Below are 16,402 nucleotides of genomic sequence, written 5' to 3'. Positions count from 1 at the left end.
CTGACCGTATCGGCCCCCCAAGCGGAACCACCACCCCTACGCGCTCCGCGCCCCCGGCTTTGGGTGCACCCGTTGTTGCTATGACGACAACGAGTGCACCCAAAGGGCGCCGGACCAGAGCGCTCCGCCGTGCGCGGTGGCAGCGGCCGGTTCGGCGGTACGGGCGGCCGGGCGATCACGCTCGTGGTGACCGTGCTGCGCTTCCCGCCGGGCGGGGCGGACGTGCGGGCCCGGTGGTTCGACCGAGCCGGGTCAGAGCGTCTCGACGAGCCGGAAGCGCTCCAGCACGGCCGGCGTGTCGTCGTCCACGGTGAACGCCGGGTCGCCGAGCCACCCCCGGTAGTCGCCGCCGTGCCAGTAGCGCTCGTGCCCGGCGCGCCAGTCGGCGACCGACTCGTACCCCTCGCCCTCGTCGCGGGCGTGGTCGAGGTCCACGTCGCCGACCCGGGCGACGCGGACCTCGACCACCTCGATCACCGCCACCGGCGCGCCGGCGGAGTCGACCACCGCGAACCGGGCGCCGACCTCCGGCAGCGCCTCGCCGTCGATCTCGTAGTCCTGGAGCAGCCCGGTGGTGCTGGTCTTGGTCCCGTCGAGCACGGCGGCGACCAGCTGGTCGCGCAGCGGGCCGGGGAAGGCGAACTCGGCGATCGGCAGCTCGGCGGCGGTCATGGCGGGCAGCCTAGCCACGGCGGCGGTCAGCGGCGAGGCGATTCCGGAGCCGCCAGTCGCCGGCCCAACCAGTCCAGCAGGACCGCCTCGTACTGCGCGCTGACACCGGCCAGGTCCTCGCGCTCGTCGAGCGTGGTCGCGTGGTCGCAGCCGGTCAGCCGCGCCACGGTCAGCTCGGCGTCGCGGGCCGCCCGCCGCCACACCGCGAGGCTCTCCTCGATCGGGACCCACGCGTCGGTCTCGCCGTTTGCCGGGCAGTCAACCACGCCGCGCCACGTCCGGCCGTCCCGCGCCGCCGGAGGACCGGCATGCTGCGTACCCTGGCCCGGTATGCCGAACCCCGACCGTGGAGCGCCGATGAACACCCGTACCGCCCGGCCCGCCGACGTGCCCGCCCTGGTCGACCTGATCGAGTCGGCGTACCGGGGGGACCGCGCCCGGACCGGCTGGACCCACGAGGCCGACCTGCTCGACGGGCAGCGCACCGACCCGGAGATGGTGGCCGCAGCGGTGGCGGGCCCGGACGGCGTGGTCCTGGTGGCGGAGCGTGACGGACGCCTGGTCGCCTGCTGCCAGCTGGAGCGGCGCGACGACCACGCCTACTTCGGCATGTTCGCGGTCGCGCCGGCCGAGCAGGGCGGCGGGCTGGGCCGTGAGCTGCTGGCCGGGGCCGAGCGGTTCGCCCGGGACCGCTGGCACGCCGGCGAGCTGTGGATGACCGTGATCGTGCAGCGCGAGGACCTGATCGCCTGGTACGAGCGGCGCGGCTACGTCCGCACCGGCGAGCTGAGCCCGTTCCCGTACGGCGACGAGCGGTTCGGTCTGCCGCGCCGCCCGGACCTGGCGTTCGAGACGCTGCGCAAGAAGCTCGGTTGAGCGGGGACGCTCAGGCGAAGGCGAAGTAGCGCAGCCACAGGTACGGCATCGCCAGCCCGACGGTGACCAGGGTGACCAGCAGGCCGTAGCGGGTGAACTGCCAGAAGGTGATCCGCTGTCCGGCGCGTTCGGCCAGGCCGAGCACGACGACGTTGGCCGAGGCGCCGACGGCGGTGGCGTTGCCGCCGAGGTCCGCGCCGAGCGCCAGCGCCCACCACAGCACCCGCGACTGCCCGCCGCCGCCCTGGGCGTGCACGAGATCCGCCACCACCGGGCTCATCGTCGCCACGTACGGGATGTTGTCGACGATCGCCGACAGCACCGCCGACCCCCACAGCAGCACCAGCGACGCCGGCAGCAGCCGGCCCTCGGTGGCGTTGATGGCGGCCTGCGAGATCTGCTCGACCACGCCGGTGTTGACCAGCGCGCCGACCATGATGAACAGGCCGGCGAAGAACACCAGGGTCGGCCACTCCACGTCCCGGCTGACCTCCCCGGCGTCGAGCCGGGAGAGCGCCAGCAGCAGCAGCCCGCCGAGCAGCGCGACCACCGCCGGTTCCAGGTCCAGCACGGTGTGCAGCACGAACGCCACGGTCACCGCCGCGAGCACGGCCAGTCCGAGGATCAGCAGCCGGCGGTCGCGGATGGCGTCGCGCTCGCGCAGGGCGGCGATCTGCGCGGCCCGCTCCGCGTCGTAGCGGAACGCGTCGCGGAACATCAGCCGGCACAACCCGAGGAAGACCACGAGCAGCAGCACCACCAGCGGCGCGAGGTGGACCAGGAAGTCGTTGTACGACAGCCCGCCCCGGCTGCCGATGATGATGTTCGGCGGGTCGCCCACCAGGGTGGCGGTGCCGCCGATGTTCGAGGCCATCGCCTCGGCGATGAGGAACGGCACCGCCGGCACCCCGAGCCGTTCGCAGACCAGGAACGTCACCGGGGCGATGAGCAGCACGGTGGTGACGTTGTCGAGCGCCGCCGACGCCACCGCCGTGATCAGCACGAGGATCACCATCACCCGGTACGGGCGGCCCCGCGCCCGCTTCGACGCCCAGACCGCCACGTACTCGAAACCGCCTGTGCGTTTGAGTACGGAGACGATGAGCATCATGCCGATCAGCAGGAAGATCACGTTCCAGTCGATGCCGGACTCTTCGGAGAAGAAGGCGTGCCCGGCGTCGGTGGCGCCGATCAGGAACATCACCGCCGCCCCGCCGAGCGCGGCGGCGACCCGGTGGATCTTCTCGGTGGCGATCAGGACGTACGCGACGGTGAAGACGGCAACCGAGGCCCAGGCCAGCCCGGTCATGCGGCCAGCATCCGGTCGAGCAGGGCGTCCAGGGTGATGCCGCCGATCATCGGCTCGCCGCGGGGCGCCACCGCCACCAGCGGGCTGAGCCGCTGCGCCATCACGGCGGCGACCTCCAGCACCGTCGCCTGCGGTTCGACCACCGGCGGCTCCGGTCGATCGCGGGGCAGCAGGTCCCGCACGGTCCGACCTTCCGCTCCCCGGAAGAACACGTCGGCGGTGGGTTCGTCGATCATCCGGGCCAGGGTGGGGTCCTCCCGGCAGTAGCCGGGGATCACCAGGCGCAGCACCTGCGCGCCGGGCAGGACGCTCACCGGGCGCTCCCGGTCGTCGACCACGATCAGCCCGGGCAGGTTGTTGTCCGCCAGCAACCGGGCCGCCTCCAGCACGGGCGAGGACAGCGTGATGGAGGGGAACGGGACAGCCAGGTCTCGGGCTCGCACGATGACTCCTGCCGCAGCTTCGGAACACGACGGTCAACTACCGGCCGGCTTGCCGGCACGCCGGTGCTCACCCTAGTCGCCCGTTCGGCGCCGCCTCGGCGTACCTCTGGTGATCCTGCCGGTGCTCAGGCCCGGGTGTCGGGATCGGTGTCGCCGGCCGTTGTGGTGCCGGTCGGCTCCGCCGCCTCGCCGTCGGGCCCGGTCGGGGGCGTCGTCGGCGGCTCGGTCGTCCCGGTGGGGTCGGCGGTCGGTGGGGGCGGTGTCGCCGACTCCGACGGGGTGGCGGAGCGCGACGGGCTGGTGGACGGCGACGGCGTGGCGGAGTGCGACGGTTCGTCGCTCGCCGGGCCGGACGGCTGGGGATCGGCGGTGGGCTCGCTGTCGGGCATGGCGTCGGACGGCGGAGCGTCGGCCCGGACCGGCTCGGTGGTCGGGGGCGCCTCGGGTCGGGACGGGCCGGTCGCGGAGCGGGTGTCGCCGATGGTGACGATCGCGGACCGTCGGCACGGCACGCCGCCGACCGCGAACGAGTCGGCGGCGGTGCCGGTGCGGTCCGTCCAGGTGCCCCGCAGCGGGAGCCGCGTCGTGCCGGCCCGGTCCACCGTGACCGGCAGGCGCACCTGGCGACCCGACTGCCAGCGGTCGAGCGGCGCGGTGAGCCGCTGGCCGGGGGGAAGCCGGAAGGACAACACCGGCTCGCCGGCCGGTCGCGGCCCGCTCACCTCGACGGTGACGTCGGCGCCGAACGTGCCGTCCGTCGCCCGGTCCGACGACCAGGCGACGGCACACCCGAACGGCGCGGCGGACGGCAGCTCCGCCGCGCCCTCGGCGGCGTCGCCGGTCGACGAGAGCCCGGGCAGCTGGGCGGCGAGCACCGCGCCCGCCAGGGCGACCGGCAGGCTGCCCACCAGCAGCGCCCGGCGGCGTCGCGAACGGGCGGTCCCGGTGGCCACCGTCGGAGGGGCGGCCGGGTGGCCGGCCACGGCGGGCCGCATCCGCGCCTGGGGGGCCGCGACGGTCGCGCCGAGCCGGCGGGCCACCTCGTCGGCCGTCGGCCGGTCCCCGGCCTGCGGCGCCAGGCAGGCCCGTCGGAGGCCGTCGACGGCGTCCGGGACGCCGTCGACCGGGAGGTCGGCGAGGTGGTCGTCGCGTTCGGGCTCGTCGGGGCGCACCGGGCGGCGCCCGGTCAGGCACTCGGTGAGCAGCAGGCCGAGGGCGTAGACATCGCTGGCGGGCACGGCGACCTCGCCGAGCAGCTGCTCCGGCGCCATGTAGGCGGGCGTGCCCCGGATCTCGCCCCGACCGTTCACGGTGTCGGCACCGACCGCGAGCGCGATCCCGAGATCGACAAGCTTCGGCCCGGCGGGCGACAGCAGCACGTTGCCCGGCTTCAGGTCACGGTGCACCAGGCCGGCGGCGTGCACGGCGGCGACCCCGGCCGCGACCTCCGCGCAGACCCGGACAGCCCGCGGCCAGTCCAGGGCCCCGTCGCGGCGTAACGCGTCGGCGAGCGTCTCGCCCTCGACGTATTCCAGCACCAGGAAGGGCAGCCGGCGCAACCCGGCGGTGCGGGCCTCGCCGTAGTCGTAGACGGCGGCCACGTTCGCATGGTTCAGGCGGGCTGCCGCCCGCGCCTCGGCCCGTACCGCGGCCCGCCACCAGCGGTCGTCGGCGGCGTCGGAGTCGAGCAGCTTCACCGCTACGGTCCGCCCGAGGAGTTCGTCGACGGCGCGCCAGACGATCGCCGTTCCGCCCCGGCCGATCTGCTCGACCAGCCGGTAACGCCCTGCCAGCACCCGCACGCTCACCCCCCGGCGGTCTCGTCGGCCGCGTCGGTCGCTGCCCCCGGGACCTGCGCGGCGACGGGCCCGGGTTACGGCAGTGCTACCCCGGACACGGTAGCCGGAAACGGGGTGACGGCGGCACCCCCGGCGGGTCGGGTCACATCGGGCCGAACGGGCGCGTGACCCGTGCGACAAGCTTCTTCGGGGCGAGCACGCAGTAGCTCTCGGTGAGCAACTCGGCGACCTCGGCCCAGTCCGTCCGGCCGTCGAGTGCCATGCCGACCACGTCGGCGCCCCACCCCGGCTTGAAGAACGGCGGACCGGCGGCGATCAACCCGGCGATCTCGTCGCCGGGGGAGCGGAACGTCAGCGCGCAGATCGGCTCGCCGGTCGCCGCGGCCCGCGCGTACGCCGCCTGGTGGTCGGGGTCGACGGTGAGCACGTGGGCGAACGTGCGCGTGCGGACCCGCCAGCGCGTGCCGACCCAGGCCGGCTCCTCGTAGGTCTCCGGCAGGCCGAGGCAGACCGGCCGCAGCCGGTCGAGGTAGGCGGGGGGTACGTCTCCGGGCCCGGTCATGCGCGCAGGGTAACGACTCGCACCGACAATTCCCGGCGGCCGGCGTGGCGACCCCGCCGCCACCTGCGCCTACGCCGATTGTCGTACCCGGGGAGTACGACAGCGATGAGTTTCGGCGCGGCGCACGGTCGGACCTGGGGAACCATCGAATGGAGGACGAGACGTGACGACGACACGGGTACTTGTGGGCACGCGCAAGGGCGCGTTCATCCTGACGTCCGACGGGCGGCGCGGCGACTGGACGGTCGACGGGCCTCACTTCGGCGGCTGGGAGATCTACCACCTGACCGGCTCGCCGGTCGCACCGGAGCGGCTCTACGCGTCCCAGTCCGGCGGCTGGTTCGGGCAGCTCATCCAGCGCTCGGACGACGGCGGCCGGACCTGGACGCCGGTCGGCAACGACTTCGCCTACGCCGGCGAGGTCGGGGAACACCTCTGGTTCGACGGCACGCCCCGACCGTGGGAGTTCAAGCGGATCTGGCACCTCGAGCCGTCCCGCCACGACCCCGAGACGGTCTACGCGGGCGGCGAGGACGCCGCGCTCTACCTGTCCAACGACGGCGGTGAGAAGTGGTCGGAGCTGACCGCGCTGCGCCAGCACCCGACCGGCCCGTCCTGGCAGCCCGGCGCCGGCGGCATGTGCCTGCACACGATCATCCTCGACCCGGCCGACCGCGACCGGATCTACGTCGCGATCTCCGCCGCCGGGGCGTTCCGCAGCGACGACGGCGGCGCGAGCTGGCTGCCGATCAACAAGGGGCTGCGCTCGGGGGAGATCCCCGACACCGATTCCGAGGTCGGCCACTGCGTGCACCGCCTCGCCCAGCACCCGTCCCGGCCGGACACGCTGTTCATGCAGAAGCACTGGGACGTGATGCGCACCGACGACGCCGGCGCGAGCTGGCGGGAGGTCAGCGGCGACCTCCCGACCGACTTCGGCTTCCCGATCGCGGTGCACGCGCACGAGCCGGAGACGGTCTACGTCGTGCCGATCACCAGCGACTCGCTGCACTACCCGCCGGAGGGCAAGCTGCGCGTCTACCGCAGCCGCACCGGCGGCGAGCGGTGGGAGCCGCTGACCGAGGGCCTGCCGCAGTCGCACTGCTACGTCAACGTGCTGCGCGACGCGATGGCGGTCGACACGCTCGACCCGTGCGGCATCTACTTCGGCACCACGGGTGGCCAGGTCTACCACTCGGCGGACGACGGCGACACCTGGGCGCCGATCGTGCGCGACCTGCCCGCGGTGCTCTCCGTCGAGGTCCAGGTGCTGCCGTGATCCGGGTCGTGCTGCCGGCCCACCTGAAGAACCTGGCGCACGTCGCCGGCGAGGTCCGCGTCGAGGTGGCCGGGCCGCCCACCCAGCGTGAGGTGCTCGACGCGCTGGAGGCGGCGTACCCGATGCTGCTGGGCACGATCCGTGACCGGCGCAGCGGCGAGCGCCGCCCGTTCGTCCGCTTCTACGCCTGCGAGCTGGACCTGTCGAACGAGCCGCCGGATGCGCCGCTGCCCGAGGAGGTGGTCGCCGGCAAGGAGCCGTTCATCGTGCTCGGCGCGATGGCCGGCGGCTGAGCGCCGCACGTCGGGGAACCAGGTGCGGCGCGGTCACGTCTGACGAACCATGACTGGCAGAACCCGGACCGTCGGATGGGCGATGGTCGCCGCGCTGACCCTCGCCGGATGCACCGCGCACCCGTCCGCCCCACCGCCCCGCGACCGGGGCGGGCCGGCGGGCGGGCTGCGACTTGTCGCCTTCGACTCGTGCGACGAGGCGCTGAAGCAGCTGCGGAGCGCCGCGAAGGCCGCGGTCGGCCCGTGGGGCTTCGGGCCGGACGGCGACGCCGCGCCGTTCGCCGCCGCGGAACGCGCCTCCGCGGCGGGCGCGGCGAAGGACGCCGCGGGCGCGTCCACCGGCGGCTTCTCCGGCACCACCGTGCACGAGGCCGGGGTGGACGAGCCGGACCTGGTCAAGACCGACGGGCGGCGGATCGTGACGGTCACCCGGGGCGTGCTGTCCGTGGTGGACCCGGTGAGCCGCAAGCTCACCGGGCGGCTGGCGATCGATACGCCGTCCGCGCAGCGGTTCTCCGGTGGTGACGCCGGCCTGCTGCTGCACGGCGATCGGGCGCTGGTGCTGCTCCCCGCCCGGTGGGTGGCCAAGTCCGCCGCGTCGAAGGGTCGACCGGCCCCGAGCGCACCCGAGGCCCGACTGGTCCTGGTGGACCTGGCCGGGCCGCCGAAGGTCGTCGGCGACTACCGGATCGACGGCAGCCTGGTCGACGCCCGGCAGGTCGGCGCCACCGCCCGGGTGGTGGTCCGCTCCACGCCCCGCCTGGCCTTCGCGCCGCCGCCCAAAGGCACGGACGCCAGGCGTACCGCCGCCAACCGCGCCGTCATCGCCAAGGCGACGCTCGACGACTGGCTGCCCCGGTACGAGGTCCGCGAGGGTGGACGCACGACCGGCGGGCGGGTCGGCTGCGACCGGGTCAGCCGGCCGGCCGGCTTCTCCGGCGCCTCGATGGTGACCGTGCTCAGCTTCGACCTTGCCGCGACCGCCCTCGGCACGGGCGACCCGGTGACCGTCGCGGCCGACGGCGACACCGTCTACAGCAGCGGCCCGCGGCTCTATCTCACCAATGACCGGCGCTGGTGGCGGGCGGGCACGTCGTCGGTCCGGCCGGCGGAAACCACCGAGATCTACCAGTTCGACACCCGCTCGGGCACTCCGCGCTACGTCGCCGCCGGCTCGGTGCCGGGCTGGCTGATCAACCAGTACGCGCTGTCCGAGTGGAACGGTCACCTGCGGGTGGCCACCACCACCGACGACGGCAGGCGTCGCGGGACCGACTCCACCTCCGGGGTGTACGTGCTGCGCACCGACGGCGCGAAACTCAAGCCGGTCGGCCAGGTCACCGGGCTGGGCCGCGGTGAGCGGATCTTCGCGGTGCGGTTCCTCGGCGAGACCGGATACGTGGTGACGTTCCGGCAGACCGACCCGCTCTACACGGTGGACCTGCGCGATCCCGCCGCGCCCCGGGTGACCGGCGAGTTGAAGATCAACGGGTATTCCTCGTACCTGCACCCGGCCGGGGACGGCCGGTTGTTCGGCGTCGGGCAGGAGGCCACCGACCGGGGCCGGGTCCAGGGCACGCAGGTGTCGCTGTTCGACGTCGCCGACCCGGCCCGCCCGACCCGGGTCGCCCGGCACCACGTCGCGCAGGGCTGGTCCGACGCCGAGTCCGACCCGCACGCGTTCCTCTACTGGGCGCCGGAACACCTGCTGGTGATCCCGGTGACCCGGCCCGGCGTGGCCACCGACCGGGCCGGCGGCGGGGTGGGCGCGGGTGAACCGGGCACCGGGGCGCTGGCGCTGCGGGTCGGCGACGGCGGGTTCACCGTGGCCGGCACGGTCGAGCACCCACCGGCCCTGACCGACGGCGTGGACTGGACGCGGATCCGCCGGTCGCTCGTGGTCGGCGACGTGCTCTGGACGGTCTCCGACGCCGGCCTGAAGGCGACCGGCCTGGCCGGCATGACGACGCTGGCCTGGCTCCCCACAACCTGACCGCCGACCGACCCGACCGACCCGGCCCGGAAAGCTGTGTCGGGAGGCCGGGTCAGGGGGTCGGCGCCGGGCCGGTCGAGTCGCGGACGATGAGCGTGTGGCCGGTGGAGCGCCGGCGCGGCCGGGTGGCCCGGGGCTTCAGGGCGAGCTGCAACGCCGTCCGTCCCATCTCGGTCATCGGCAGCCGCACCGTGGTCAGGCTCGGCGCCAGGTCGGCGGCGACCGACACGTCGTCGAACCCGACCACGGAGATCCGCTCCGGCACCGGGATGCGCCGGGCCCGCAGCACGGAGAGCACCCCGATCGCCATCGCGTCGTTGAGCGCGACGATCGCGGTGCTCTCCGGGTGGGCGCCGAGGATCCGTTCGGCCGCCACCCGACCGCCGTCGCGGGTGAAGTCGGAGTGCACCACGGCCATCTCGTCGGGGGAGTGGCCGGCGGCGACCAGCGCGGCCGTCACCCCGGCTAGCCGGTCGGCGACGGTGGTCAGGCCGGGCGTGCCGGCCGCCACCGCGATCCGGCGGTGCCCGAGGGCGAGCAGGTGCGCGCCGAGGGCGTGGCCGCCGGCCTCGTTGTCCGGCACCACCGCGTCCACGCCGAGCGCGTGTCGCCCGACCACGGCGACCCGGCCGCCGCCGCGTTGGAAATCGGCCAACTCGTCGCGGGCCTGCGCCTCGACACCCGGGTCGTCGTAGCCGGAGCCGGCGATCAGGATGATGCCGACCCGCTGGGCGATCAGGTGCCGCAGTTGGCGCAGCTCGTTCTCCGGGTCGCGGCCGGAGTGGGCGATCTGGACGAGGAGCCCCTGCTCGGCGGCGACCTCGATGACTCCGCTGGCGATCTCGGAGAAGTAGGGGTCGTCGACCTGGTGCACGATCAGGCCGACCGTGGAGGTGGCGCCACCGGCCAGGGTGCGGGCGTACGGGTTGGCGACGTAGCCCAGCTCCCGGGAGACCTGCCGGACGTGCCGGGCGAGTTCCTCGCTCACGCCGTCGCGGCCGGCCAGGGCGCGGGAGGCGGTGGCGAGGGACACGCCGGCGCGTTCGGCGACGTCGGCGAGGCGCAGCCGGGGACCGGGTCGGGGCATCGACAAACTCCTGGAAGGCCATTGATCCGCGCCGCGCTCTTGCCTGGGGCGTGCCGACAAGCATAGGGTACGAAAGCGCTTACGTAAGCGCTTTCGCAGCTTGGTGATCCACCTTCGACACCACCTCACACCGACGAAGGGAGCACCACCACCATGAGAAGACCTCAGACGGCCGCCGCGGCGGCCACCACCGCGCTGGCGCTGGCACTCGTCGCCGCCGCGAGCCCGGCCAACGCCGACCGGCCCGGACCGCCCGACGTCCACCCCGCCCTGCGGTCACACCTGGTCGCCTACTACGACTTCGACCACCCGGTCCCCGGCGATCCCGCGCTGGAACGCGACCAGGGGCGCTCCGGCACCGAGATCGAGCTGGTCAACGGCGGCGCGGCGATGCGGGTGCCGGACCGCGCGTACCCGGGCAGCGGCCGGGCGTTGCAGACCCGGCAGATCGCGCCGGCGGCCACCGGCAACGACGACTGGAAGGCGGGCATCTGGTCCGCCAGCGGCGTACGCACGCTTCGCCCGTTCGCCGCGACCGGCGGCACCACCGTGATGGGCTGGTTCAAGCGCGAGATGGACGGCCCGGCGCTGAACTCCACCACCGCCGACCCGACGGACCGCTACAACGCCATCGGCCTGGCCGGCGTGCTCACCGGCGACTCCGACGGGCACGGCGTGCGCGCGCTGCTCGAACTCATCGACGTCAACGGTGAGCTGCGGCTGGTCGCGCTCGGCCGGCGCGTCGACGGCGGCGCCTCGCAGACGTTCGCCGCCCGGGAGGACTGGCGCACGCTGCTGCCCAAGGGCACGTGGGTGCACCTGGCCGCCACGTACGACTTCACCCGGGGCACCATGGCGCTCTACCGCGACGGCCGCCCGGTCGACGGTTTCTACACCACCGCCGGCGACCCCTGGCAGCTCGACGGCCCCGGCCCGCACGTCACGAGCGCCACCGACCCGCGTGGCATCAAGCTCGGCGGGAGCTTCCCGCAGGACACCCTCGAACGCAATCCCTGCGACTGCCGGATGGACGGGCTGATGTTCCTCGACACCGTCGTGCCGGCCCGCGACATCGCCGCGCAGTACCGGCTGATGAGCCGATGACGCGCCACCGCCCGACCGAAAAGGAGAACCGCGTGTCCCACCGCCGTGGCAGCGCCGGCCGGCTCCGCAGAGCCGTGTTGACCGCCGGCGTCACCGCCGCCACCCTCGTCCTGTCCACAGTGGTCGGCGTGCCCGCCCAGGCCGCCGGGGCGGTCTACGACCCGATCCCGGCCAGCCCCACCCAGTCCCGCCTCGGGTTGGTGCTCCAGGAGTACGCCAGCTTCCCGCAGTCCACCCCCAACCCGACGCCCGTCGACGAGCGCCTGAACCGTAAGGCCCGGATCAACACCATCAGCGAGCTGCCGGATCGCTCCGGCCGCCGCGCGGTGCCCGACCTCAACGGCAACCTCTATCTCGTACGCGACGGGGTGCCGCACGTCTACCTCGACGTGGCCGCCACCTTCGCGCCGCAGTTCTTCTCCGGCCGCGGCCTCGGCCAGGGCTTCGGTTACGTGGCGTTCCACCCGGAGTTCGGCCGCAACGGTCGCTTTTACACCATCCACACCGAGCAGGCCACGCTCGCCACCCGGACGCCCGACTACGCCCAGCCGAACACCATCTACCAGGCCGTCATCACCGAGTGGACGGCGAGCGACCCGGCCGCCGACACGTTCGCCGGCACCCACCGGGAGCTGCTGCGCATCGGCTTCGCCGGCCAGATCCACGGCGTTCAGGAGATCAACTTCAACCCGACCGCGAAGCCGCGCGACCGGGACTACGGGATGCTCTACCTCGCCGTCGGCGACGGCGGCCAGGGCTACCGCAACGGCGACCCGCAGAACATGGGCCTGCCGCACGGCAAGCTGCTGCGCATCGACCCGCGCGGCGCCAACGCCCCCAACGGCCGCTACGGCATCCCCGCCGACAACCCGTTCGTCACGCGCGCCGGCGCGCTCGGCGAGATCTACGCCGTCGGCTTCCGCGACCCGCACCGGTTCTCCTGGGACCAGGCCACCGGAAAGATGTACCTGGGCCACATCGGCGAGCACGCGGTCGAGTCCATCTACGAGGTACGCGCCGGCGACAACTTCGGCTGGAGCGAGCGCGAGGGCAACTGGGTGTTCGACAAGACCGCCACGAACCCGTGCGACAAGCTCTACCCGCTGCCGGCCGACGACGCGACGTACGGCTACACGTACCCGGTCGCCGCGTACGACCACGACCCGGCCGCGGACTGGAACTGCACCTCGGACGTCGGGGTCGCGGTGGCCGGCGGGTTCGTCTACCGGGGCCGGACCCTGCCGGCGTTGACCGGCAAGTACGTCTTCGGCGACCTGGTCGACGGCCGCGTCCTCTACACCGAGGCGAGGGAGATGCGGCGCGGCCGGGGGCTCGCCGAGATCCACCGCCTCGCGCTGTACACGCCCGCCGGTGACCTGGTGCGCATGCAGGACCTGTCCGCGCCCGGCGCGCCCGGCGACCCCAACCGGGTCGACCTGCGCTTCGGCACCGACGCGGCCGGCGAGCTCTACCTGCTGGCCAAGGCCAATGGCACAATCTGGAAGGTGGTCGGCACGAAGAAGGTGGCGGACGGCGACGTGGGCCGGACCCGGGTGACCAACACCGGCGGCGCCGGGAACTGGGCGCCGCGGACGCCGTCGAAGTGGCGGTTCGAGGGCAACCAGGTGATCCTCGCCGAGGCCGGCGACGCGCCCGAGGGCCCGCGGCGTCCCTTCGAGTACGCGGTGCTGACCAAGGGCCCGGCCTGGACGTCGGTCCGGATCGACGCCAAGGTACGCCTCGACACCCCGGTCGAGGTGACCAACCGCGACGTGATCATCGTGTTCGGCTGGCAGTCGGACACGCAGTACTACTACGCGCACCTGTCCACCGACAACACGATCTATCCGCACAACGGCATCTTCAAGGTGGACAACGCCGACCGCGAGCGCATCGACCACCAGTGGAACGGCCGCTCCCGGGGCGCGAACCCGGCGGTCACCGACGCGAAGTGGCACGACGTGCGGGTGGTGCACCTGCCCGCCACCGGCGAGATCGCCGTCTACGTCGACGGGCACTCCGATCCGTTGATGACCGCGAGGGACACCACGTTCACCTCGGGTCGGGTGGGCTTCGGCTCGTTCGACAACGAGGGTCGCACGCGGAACCTCACCGTGACCGGCAAGCCGGCCTGACGCACCCCCTCCGCCGCGCTGATTCACGGAAACCGTGGCTATTCCGTGGGGGATGGCCACTGTTTCCGTGAATCGGCGGGGTCGGAACCGAGCCGGCGCAGGGCGGCGTCCACGGTGTCGTCAGGTCTGCTGTTGAAGGCGATCGCCGCGCCCGGCGCGTGCCGGTGCACCAGGTTGATCACCTGCTCGAAGAACGCCAGCAGCGGCTCGTGCTTGCGGATGCCGCCGCCGATCACCACGCAGGCGTAGTCCCGCCGGGTCAACGCCGCCGCGATCTCCCGTTCGGCGTCCGCGTCGGTCGCGGTGAGGCACAGGTCGGCCTCGATCCCGTGTTCGGCGAAGCGGGCGTGGCCGCGCGCGATCGCGGCCACCACCGGCTCCGGGTCCCAGCCGGGGATCCGGACCGGGTCGAGTCCGATGACGAGCACCGGGCCGTGCGCCATGGGGTCCTCCTCGGGTGCGCCGGTTCGTCCGACCATCACACCCCGTCGACGGTGGTCCGGCCAGCCCGCCACCCGGTTTGATTTTTCGTTGCCCCGGGCAATCAGTCGGTCGACTCGTACCCCCGTGGAAGGGCGGCAACCATGCACGTCGGCGGCATCGTCTCCGGCATCATCATCGGCCTGGTCATCGGCGCGGCGGGCCGGCTGGTCGTACCTGGCAAACAGAACATCCCGATCTGGCTCACCCTGGTCATCGGCGTGGTCGCCGCACTCCTCGGCACGGCCGTCGCCGGCGCGCTCGACGTGGCCGACACCAGCGGCATCGACTGGATCGAGCTGCTGATCCAGGTGATCTTCGCCGCGGTCGGTGTGGCCATCGTCGCCGGCACGTACGGCCGACGGCGACTCTGACCCGACCGCACCCCCGGGCCGGCATGACGGCGGGTCCGCGCCCGGACCCCGGCGTCATGCCGGGGTCCGCTCCGCGGTCGATACGGCGTGTGCCGGACGTGATCGGCGCGGCGCCGGTTGCCGGCACTGTCTACGCTGCGGCTTGGGCGAGGACGCGCCGACGTCTCGGCCGCGGAGCCTGATCGGGAGGTACGCATGCCTCGACGTGCGGTCGTCGGCGTGACCGTGCCGCTGGTGATCCTGGCGGTGGCGCGGACCCTGCTCACCGAGGAGAGCCGACCCGATCCACGCGCGTTCCGCAGGTACGAGCCGCCGGGCGAGTTGAACAAGGCCGAGCGTGACTACGTGAGCTGGGCCCAGAGTCACATCGCGGCGGTGGTCGGCGTGGCACGGGTCCGCTCGATCCGTTACCAGTGCGTCGCCGTGGCGTCGGGCGTCTCGGCGCTCGCGGTTCCGTTCGCGCTGGCGGTCTCGGCGCCCACCTGGGTGCCGGCGGCGCTCGGGCTCCTCGCCGCATCCGGCCAGCTCGTGCAGGGGATCGTCCGTGACCGCGAACAGTCCATGCTCGGTCACCAGCAGGCGGTCAGGCTGCAACGGACGTTGCGCGTGTTCCACAGCGAGTCGGACGAGTCGCAGTCCGCGCCGGAGGTCAAGCGGCGGTTCCGCGCCTTCCGCGACGCGTTCGAGGCGGCCAAGGAGGAGTACGGCGCACCGATCCTCGACGTCCGCCGCCAGGAGCCACCCCCGATCGTGGGGACCCGCACTCCCTGACGGAGCCGGCCGGGACGCTCGCGGCGTCCCGGCCGGGCCGGTTTCTCAGGAAGGGACGGCGGCGAACGGGCCGCCCGGGCCGAACGCCAGCGCGGCGAAGCGCTCGCCGATGCGGCGGTCCGCGACCGGGTCGGGGTGCAGCTGGTCGGGCAGCGGCAGCTCGGCGAAGTCCGCCTCCCCGTACAGCTCCAGCCCGTCCAGGTAGTGCAGGTGCGGGTCCTCGGCGGCCCGGGCGGCCACGATCCGGGCCAGTTCCGCGCGGATGACCCGCAGGGTGAGCTTGCCGGCGGCCTGGTCGGCCGGGTCACCCGTGGCGCGGAACTGGAGCGTGCCGGTGCTGAGGTCGGCGGCGCCGGGGCCGGGTGTGTCCTCCTGCACCGGGCACAAGATCGACGAGACGACGAGCAGCGGGGTGTCCGGGTGCCCCTCGCGGAGGGTGTCGAGGAACCCGTGCACCGCCGGGGTGAACGCGCGCAGCCGCATCACGTCGCTGTTCACCAGGTTGATGCCGATCTTGACGCTGATCAGGTCCGCCGGGGTGTCCCGCATCGCCCGCGCGGTGAACGGGTCGAGCAGCGCGCTGCCGCTGAACCCGAGGTTGACCAGCTCGACTCCGGCGAGCCCGGCGGCGATGGCGGGCCACGTGCTGGTGGGGCTCTCGGCGTCCGAGCCGTGGCTGATCGAGCTGCCGTGGTGCAACCACACCCGCCGGCCGCGGTCGCCGACGGTCTCCACCGGCGCGTCGGTGCGCAGTGCCACCAGTTCGGTGATCTCCCGCTGCGGCAGCCAGATCTCCACCTCCTTGTCGCCGGCGGGCAGGTCGGTGAAGCCGACCGTGGCGACCGGACCCGGCTCGTTGGTCACGGCGCCGGTGGTCAGGTCGATGGCGAGCACCTTGCCGCCGCCGGCCGTGCCCTGGCCGGCGAGGCGCCCGTCGACAAGCAGGTCGTAGCGGCCGTCCGGGCGCGGCGGCGCGCCCCGGTAGACCATCTTGGTGGCGAGCACGTCCAGCTCGACGACGCTGGCGCGGGTGCGGAACAGCAGCCGTACGCCGGACGGCATCGCCTCCGCCATCGCCACCTGCGGGTCGGTGTTCTGCGCCCGGGCCCGGGCGGGCAGCCGGTGCGGCAGCACGCCGTGCGCGGTGGTCTCCAGGTCGAGCGCGCCGCGCAGCAGCTCGGGGGTGATCGGCGTGGTGATCGAGGGGTGCGGGGAGGTCATGATC

At 73.7% G+C, this 16,402-nt stretch carries 17 protein-coding genes; 8 read left to right on the top strand and 9 right to left on the bottom strand.

What is annotated here, in order from left to right; genetic code table 11:
• Positions 1 to 252: 252 nt before the first annotated feature.
• On the bottom strand, positions 253 to 672 hold the full coding sequence (locus O7602_RS14455) for an ASCH domain-containing protein (protein WP_281589622.1): 420 nt from the start codon (positions 670 to 672) through the stop codon (positions 253 to 255).
• A gap of 26 nt (positions 673 to 698) precedes the next feature.
• Complete coding sequence (locus O7602_RS14450) at positions 699 to 938, bottom strand: hypothetical protein (protein ID WP_281589620.1); 240 nt, start codon at positions 936 to 938, stop codon at positions 699 to 701.
• 91 nt (positions 939 to 1,029) lie between these two features.
• On the opposite strand from O7602_RS14450, the gene O7602_RS14445 reads away from it, so the two are divergent.
• The gene (locus O7602_RS14445) at positions 1,030 to 1,548 is read left to right on the top strand and encodes a GNAT family N-acetyltransferase (RefSeq protein ID WP_281589619.1); all 519 of its coding nucleotides are present in this window, start codon (positions 1,030 to 1,032) and stop codon (positions 1,546 to 1,548) included.
• A gap of 10 nt (positions 1,549 to 1,558) precedes the next feature.
• Here the strand turns inward: O7602_RS14445 and O7602_RS14440 are convergent, their stop codons facing one another.
• The 4 genes from O7602_RS14440 to O7602_RS14425 form a co-directional block, all read right to left on the bottom strand.
• Positions 1,559 to 2,857 (bottom strand): ArsB/NhaD family transporter, encoded by a 1,299-nt coding sequence (locus O7602_RS14440; protein WP_281589618.1) that lies wholly within the window; start codon positions 2,855 to 2,857, stop codon positions 1,559 to 1,561.
• Positions 2,854 to 3,300, bottom strand: coding sequence for a CBS domain-containing protein (locus tag O7602_RS14435; protein WP_281589616.1), 447 nt, complete (start codon positions 3,298 to 3,300; stop codon positions 2,854 to 2,856). The genes O7602_RS14440 and O7602_RS14435 overlap by 4 nt, the downstream gene beginning before the upstream one ends.
• A 125-nt stretch (positions 3,301 to 3,425) precedes the next feature.
• The gene (locus tag O7602_RS14430; RefSeq protein ID WP_281589614.1) at positions 3,426 to 5,102 is read right to left on the bottom strand and encodes a serine/threonine-protein kinase; all 1,677 of its coding nucleotides are present in this window, start codon (positions 5,100 to 5,102) and stop codon (positions 3,426 to 3,428) included.
• Positions 5,103 to 5,241: 139 nt separating this feature from the next.
• Positions 5,242 to 5,661 carry an MmcQ/YjbR family DNA-binding protein gene (locus O7602_RS14425; protein ID WP_281589612.1) on the bottom strand — a complete coding sequence of 140 codons (420 nt, stop codon included), beginning with the start codon at positions 5,659 to 5,661 and terminating at the stop codon, positions 5,242 to 5,244.
• Between the two features lie 163 nt (positions 5,662 to 5,824).
• Between O7602_RS14425 and O7602_RS14420 the strand changes: the two genes are divergently transcribed.
• Genes O7602_RS14420 through O7602_RS14410 form a run of 3 tightly spaced genes read left to right on the top strand, consistent with a single transcriptional unit; the run spans position 5,825 to position 9,226 of the window.
• Positions 5,825 to 6,940 carry an exo-alpha-sialidase gene (locus O7602_RS14420; RefSeq protein WP_281589611.1) on the top strand — a complete coding sequence of 372 codons (1,116 nt, stop codon included), beginning with the start codon at positions 5,825 to 5,827 and terminating at the stop codon, positions 6,938 to 6,940.
• A complete protein-coding gene (locus O7602_RS14415) occupies positions 6,937 to 7,233 on the top strand; it encodes a MoaD/ThiS family protein (protein ID WP_281589610.1) in 297 nt (98 codons plus the stop codon). The genes O7602_RS14420 and O7602_RS14415 overlap by 4 nt, the downstream gene beginning before the upstream one ends.
• Before the next feature lie 49 nt (positions 7,234 to 7,282).
• The gene (locus O7602_RS14410) at positions 7,283 to 9,226 is read left to right on the top strand and encodes a beta-propeller domain-containing protein (protein ID WP_281589608.1); all 1,944 of its coding nucleotides are present in this window, start codon (positions 7,283 to 7,285) and stop codon (positions 9,224 to 9,226) included.
• Between the two features lie 52 nt (positions 9,227 to 9,278).
• Here the strand turns inward: O7602_RS14410 and O7602_RS14405 are convergent, their stop codons facing one another.
• Positions 9,279 to 10,313: a LacI family DNA-binding transcriptional regulator gene (locus O7602_RS14405; protein ID WP_281589606.1), complete on the bottom strand. Its 1,035-nt coding sequence runs from the start codon at positions 10,311 to 10,313 to the stop codon at positions 9,279 to 9,281.
• 153 nt (positions 10,314 to 10,466) lie between these two features.
• Between O7602_RS14405 and O7602_RS14400 the strand changes: the two genes are divergently transcribed.
• Together O7602_RS14400 and O7602_RS14395 are read left to right on the top strand one after the other, a co-directional pair.
• Entirely contained in the window at positions 10,467 to 11,417 is a 951-nt protein-coding gene (locus tag O7602_RS14400; protein ID WP_281589605.1) for a LamG-like jellyroll fold domain-containing protein, read from the top strand.
• Positions 11,418 to 11,449: 32 nt separating this feature from the next.
• Positions 11,450 to 13,552, top strand: coding sequence for a PQQ-dependent sugar dehydrogenase (locus O7602_RS14395; protein WP_281589602.1), 2,103 nt, complete (start codon positions 11,450 to 11,452; stop codon positions 13,550 to 13,552).
• A gap of 38 nt (positions 13,553 to 13,590) precedes the next feature.
• Here the strand turns inward: O7602_RS14395 and O7602_RS14390 are convergent, their stop codons facing one another.
• Positions 13,591 to 13,995, bottom strand: a complete 405-nt coding sequence (locus tag O7602_RS14390) for a hypothetical protein (RefSeq protein WP_281589600.1) — start codon at positions 13,993 to 13,995, stop codon at positions 13,591 to 13,593.
• Positions 13,996 to 14,136: 141 nt separating this feature from the next.
• Here O7602_RS14390 and O7602_RS14385 point away from each other — a divergent pair, with 141 nt between their 5' ends.
• Together O7602_RS14385 and O7602_RS14380 are read left to right on the top strand one after the other, a co-directional pair.
• The gene (locus tag O7602_RS14385) at positions 14,137 to 14,406 is read left to right on the top strand and encodes a GlsB/YeaQ/YmgE family stress response membrane protein (protein ID WP_281589598.1); all 270 of its coding nucleotides are present in this window, start codon (positions 14,137 to 14,139) and stop codon (positions 14,404 to 14,406) included.
• A 195-nt stretch (positions 14,407 to 14,601) separates the two neighbouring features.
• Positions 14,602 to 15,177: a hypothetical protein gene (locus O7602_RS14380; protein ID WP_281589596.1), complete on the top strand. Its 576-nt coding sequence runs from the start codon at positions 14,602 to 14,604 to the stop codon at positions 15,175 to 15,177.
• Between the two features lie 45 nt (positions 15,178 to 15,222).
• Here the strand turns inward: O7602_RS14380 and O7602_RS14375 are convergent, their stop codons facing one another.
• Complete coding sequence (locus O7602_RS14375; protein ID WP_281589594.1) at positions 15,223 to 16,398, bottom strand: SGNH/GDSL hydrolase family protein; 1,176 nt, start codon at positions 16,396 to 16,398, stop codon at positions 15,223 to 15,225.
• Positions 16,399 to 16,402 lie beyond the last annotated feature (4 nt).

Origin of the sequence: Micromonospora sp. WMMD1128, from assembly GCF_027497235.1 — a bacterium.
Lineage (GTDB): Bacteria > Actinomycetota > Actinomycetes > Mycobacteriales > Micromonosporaceae > Micromonospora.
The sequence above is the reverse complement of the archived record's forward strand: the minus strand, read 5'-3'. Positions and strand labels throughout refer to the sequence as shown.

Coding starts and splice junctions, on each gene's coding strand:
- O7602_RS14455 (WP_281589622.1), bottom strand. CDS start 672: ATGACCGCCGCCGAGCTGCCGATCGCCGAGTTCGCCTTCCCCGGCCCG.
- O7602_RS14445 (WP_281589619.1), top strand. CDS start 1,030: ATGAACACCCGTACCGCCCGGCCCGCCGACGTGCCCGCCCTGGTCGAC.
- O7602_RS14440 (WP_281589618.1), bottom strand. CDS start 2,857: ATGACCGGGCTGGCCTGGGCCTCGGTTGCCGTCTTCACCGTCGCGTAC.
- O7602_RS14425 (WP_281589612.1), bottom strand. CDS start 5,661: ATGACCGGGCCCGGAGACGTACCCCCCGCCTACCTCGACCGGCTGCGG.
- O7602_RS14410 (WP_281589608.1), top strand. CDS start 7,283: ATGACTGGCAGAACCCGGACCGTCGGATGGGCGATGGTCGCCGCGCTG.
- O7602_RS14405 (WP_281589606.1), bottom strand. CDS start 10,313: ATGCCCCGACCCGGTCCCCGGCTGCGCCTCGCCGACGTCGCCGAACGC.
- O7602_RS14400 (WP_281589605.1), top strand. CDS start 10,467: ATGAGAAGACCTCAGACGGCCGCCGCGGCGGCCACCACCGCGCTGGCG.
- O7602_RS14390 (WP_281589600.1), bottom strand. CDS start 13,995: ATGGCGCACGGCCCGGTGCTCGTCATCGGACTCGACCCGGTCCGGATC.
- O7602_RS14385 (WP_281589598.1), top strand. CDS start 14,137: ATGCACGTCGGCGGCATCGTCTCCGGCATCATCATCGGCCTGGTCATC.
- O7602_RS14380 (WP_281589596.1), top strand. CDS start 14,602: ATGCCTCGACGTGCGGTCGTCGGCGTGACCGTGCCGCTGGTGATCCTG.
- O7602_RS14375 (WP_281589594.1), bottom strand. CDS start 16,398: ATGACCTCCCCGCACCCCTCGATCACCACGCCGATCACCCCCGAGCTG.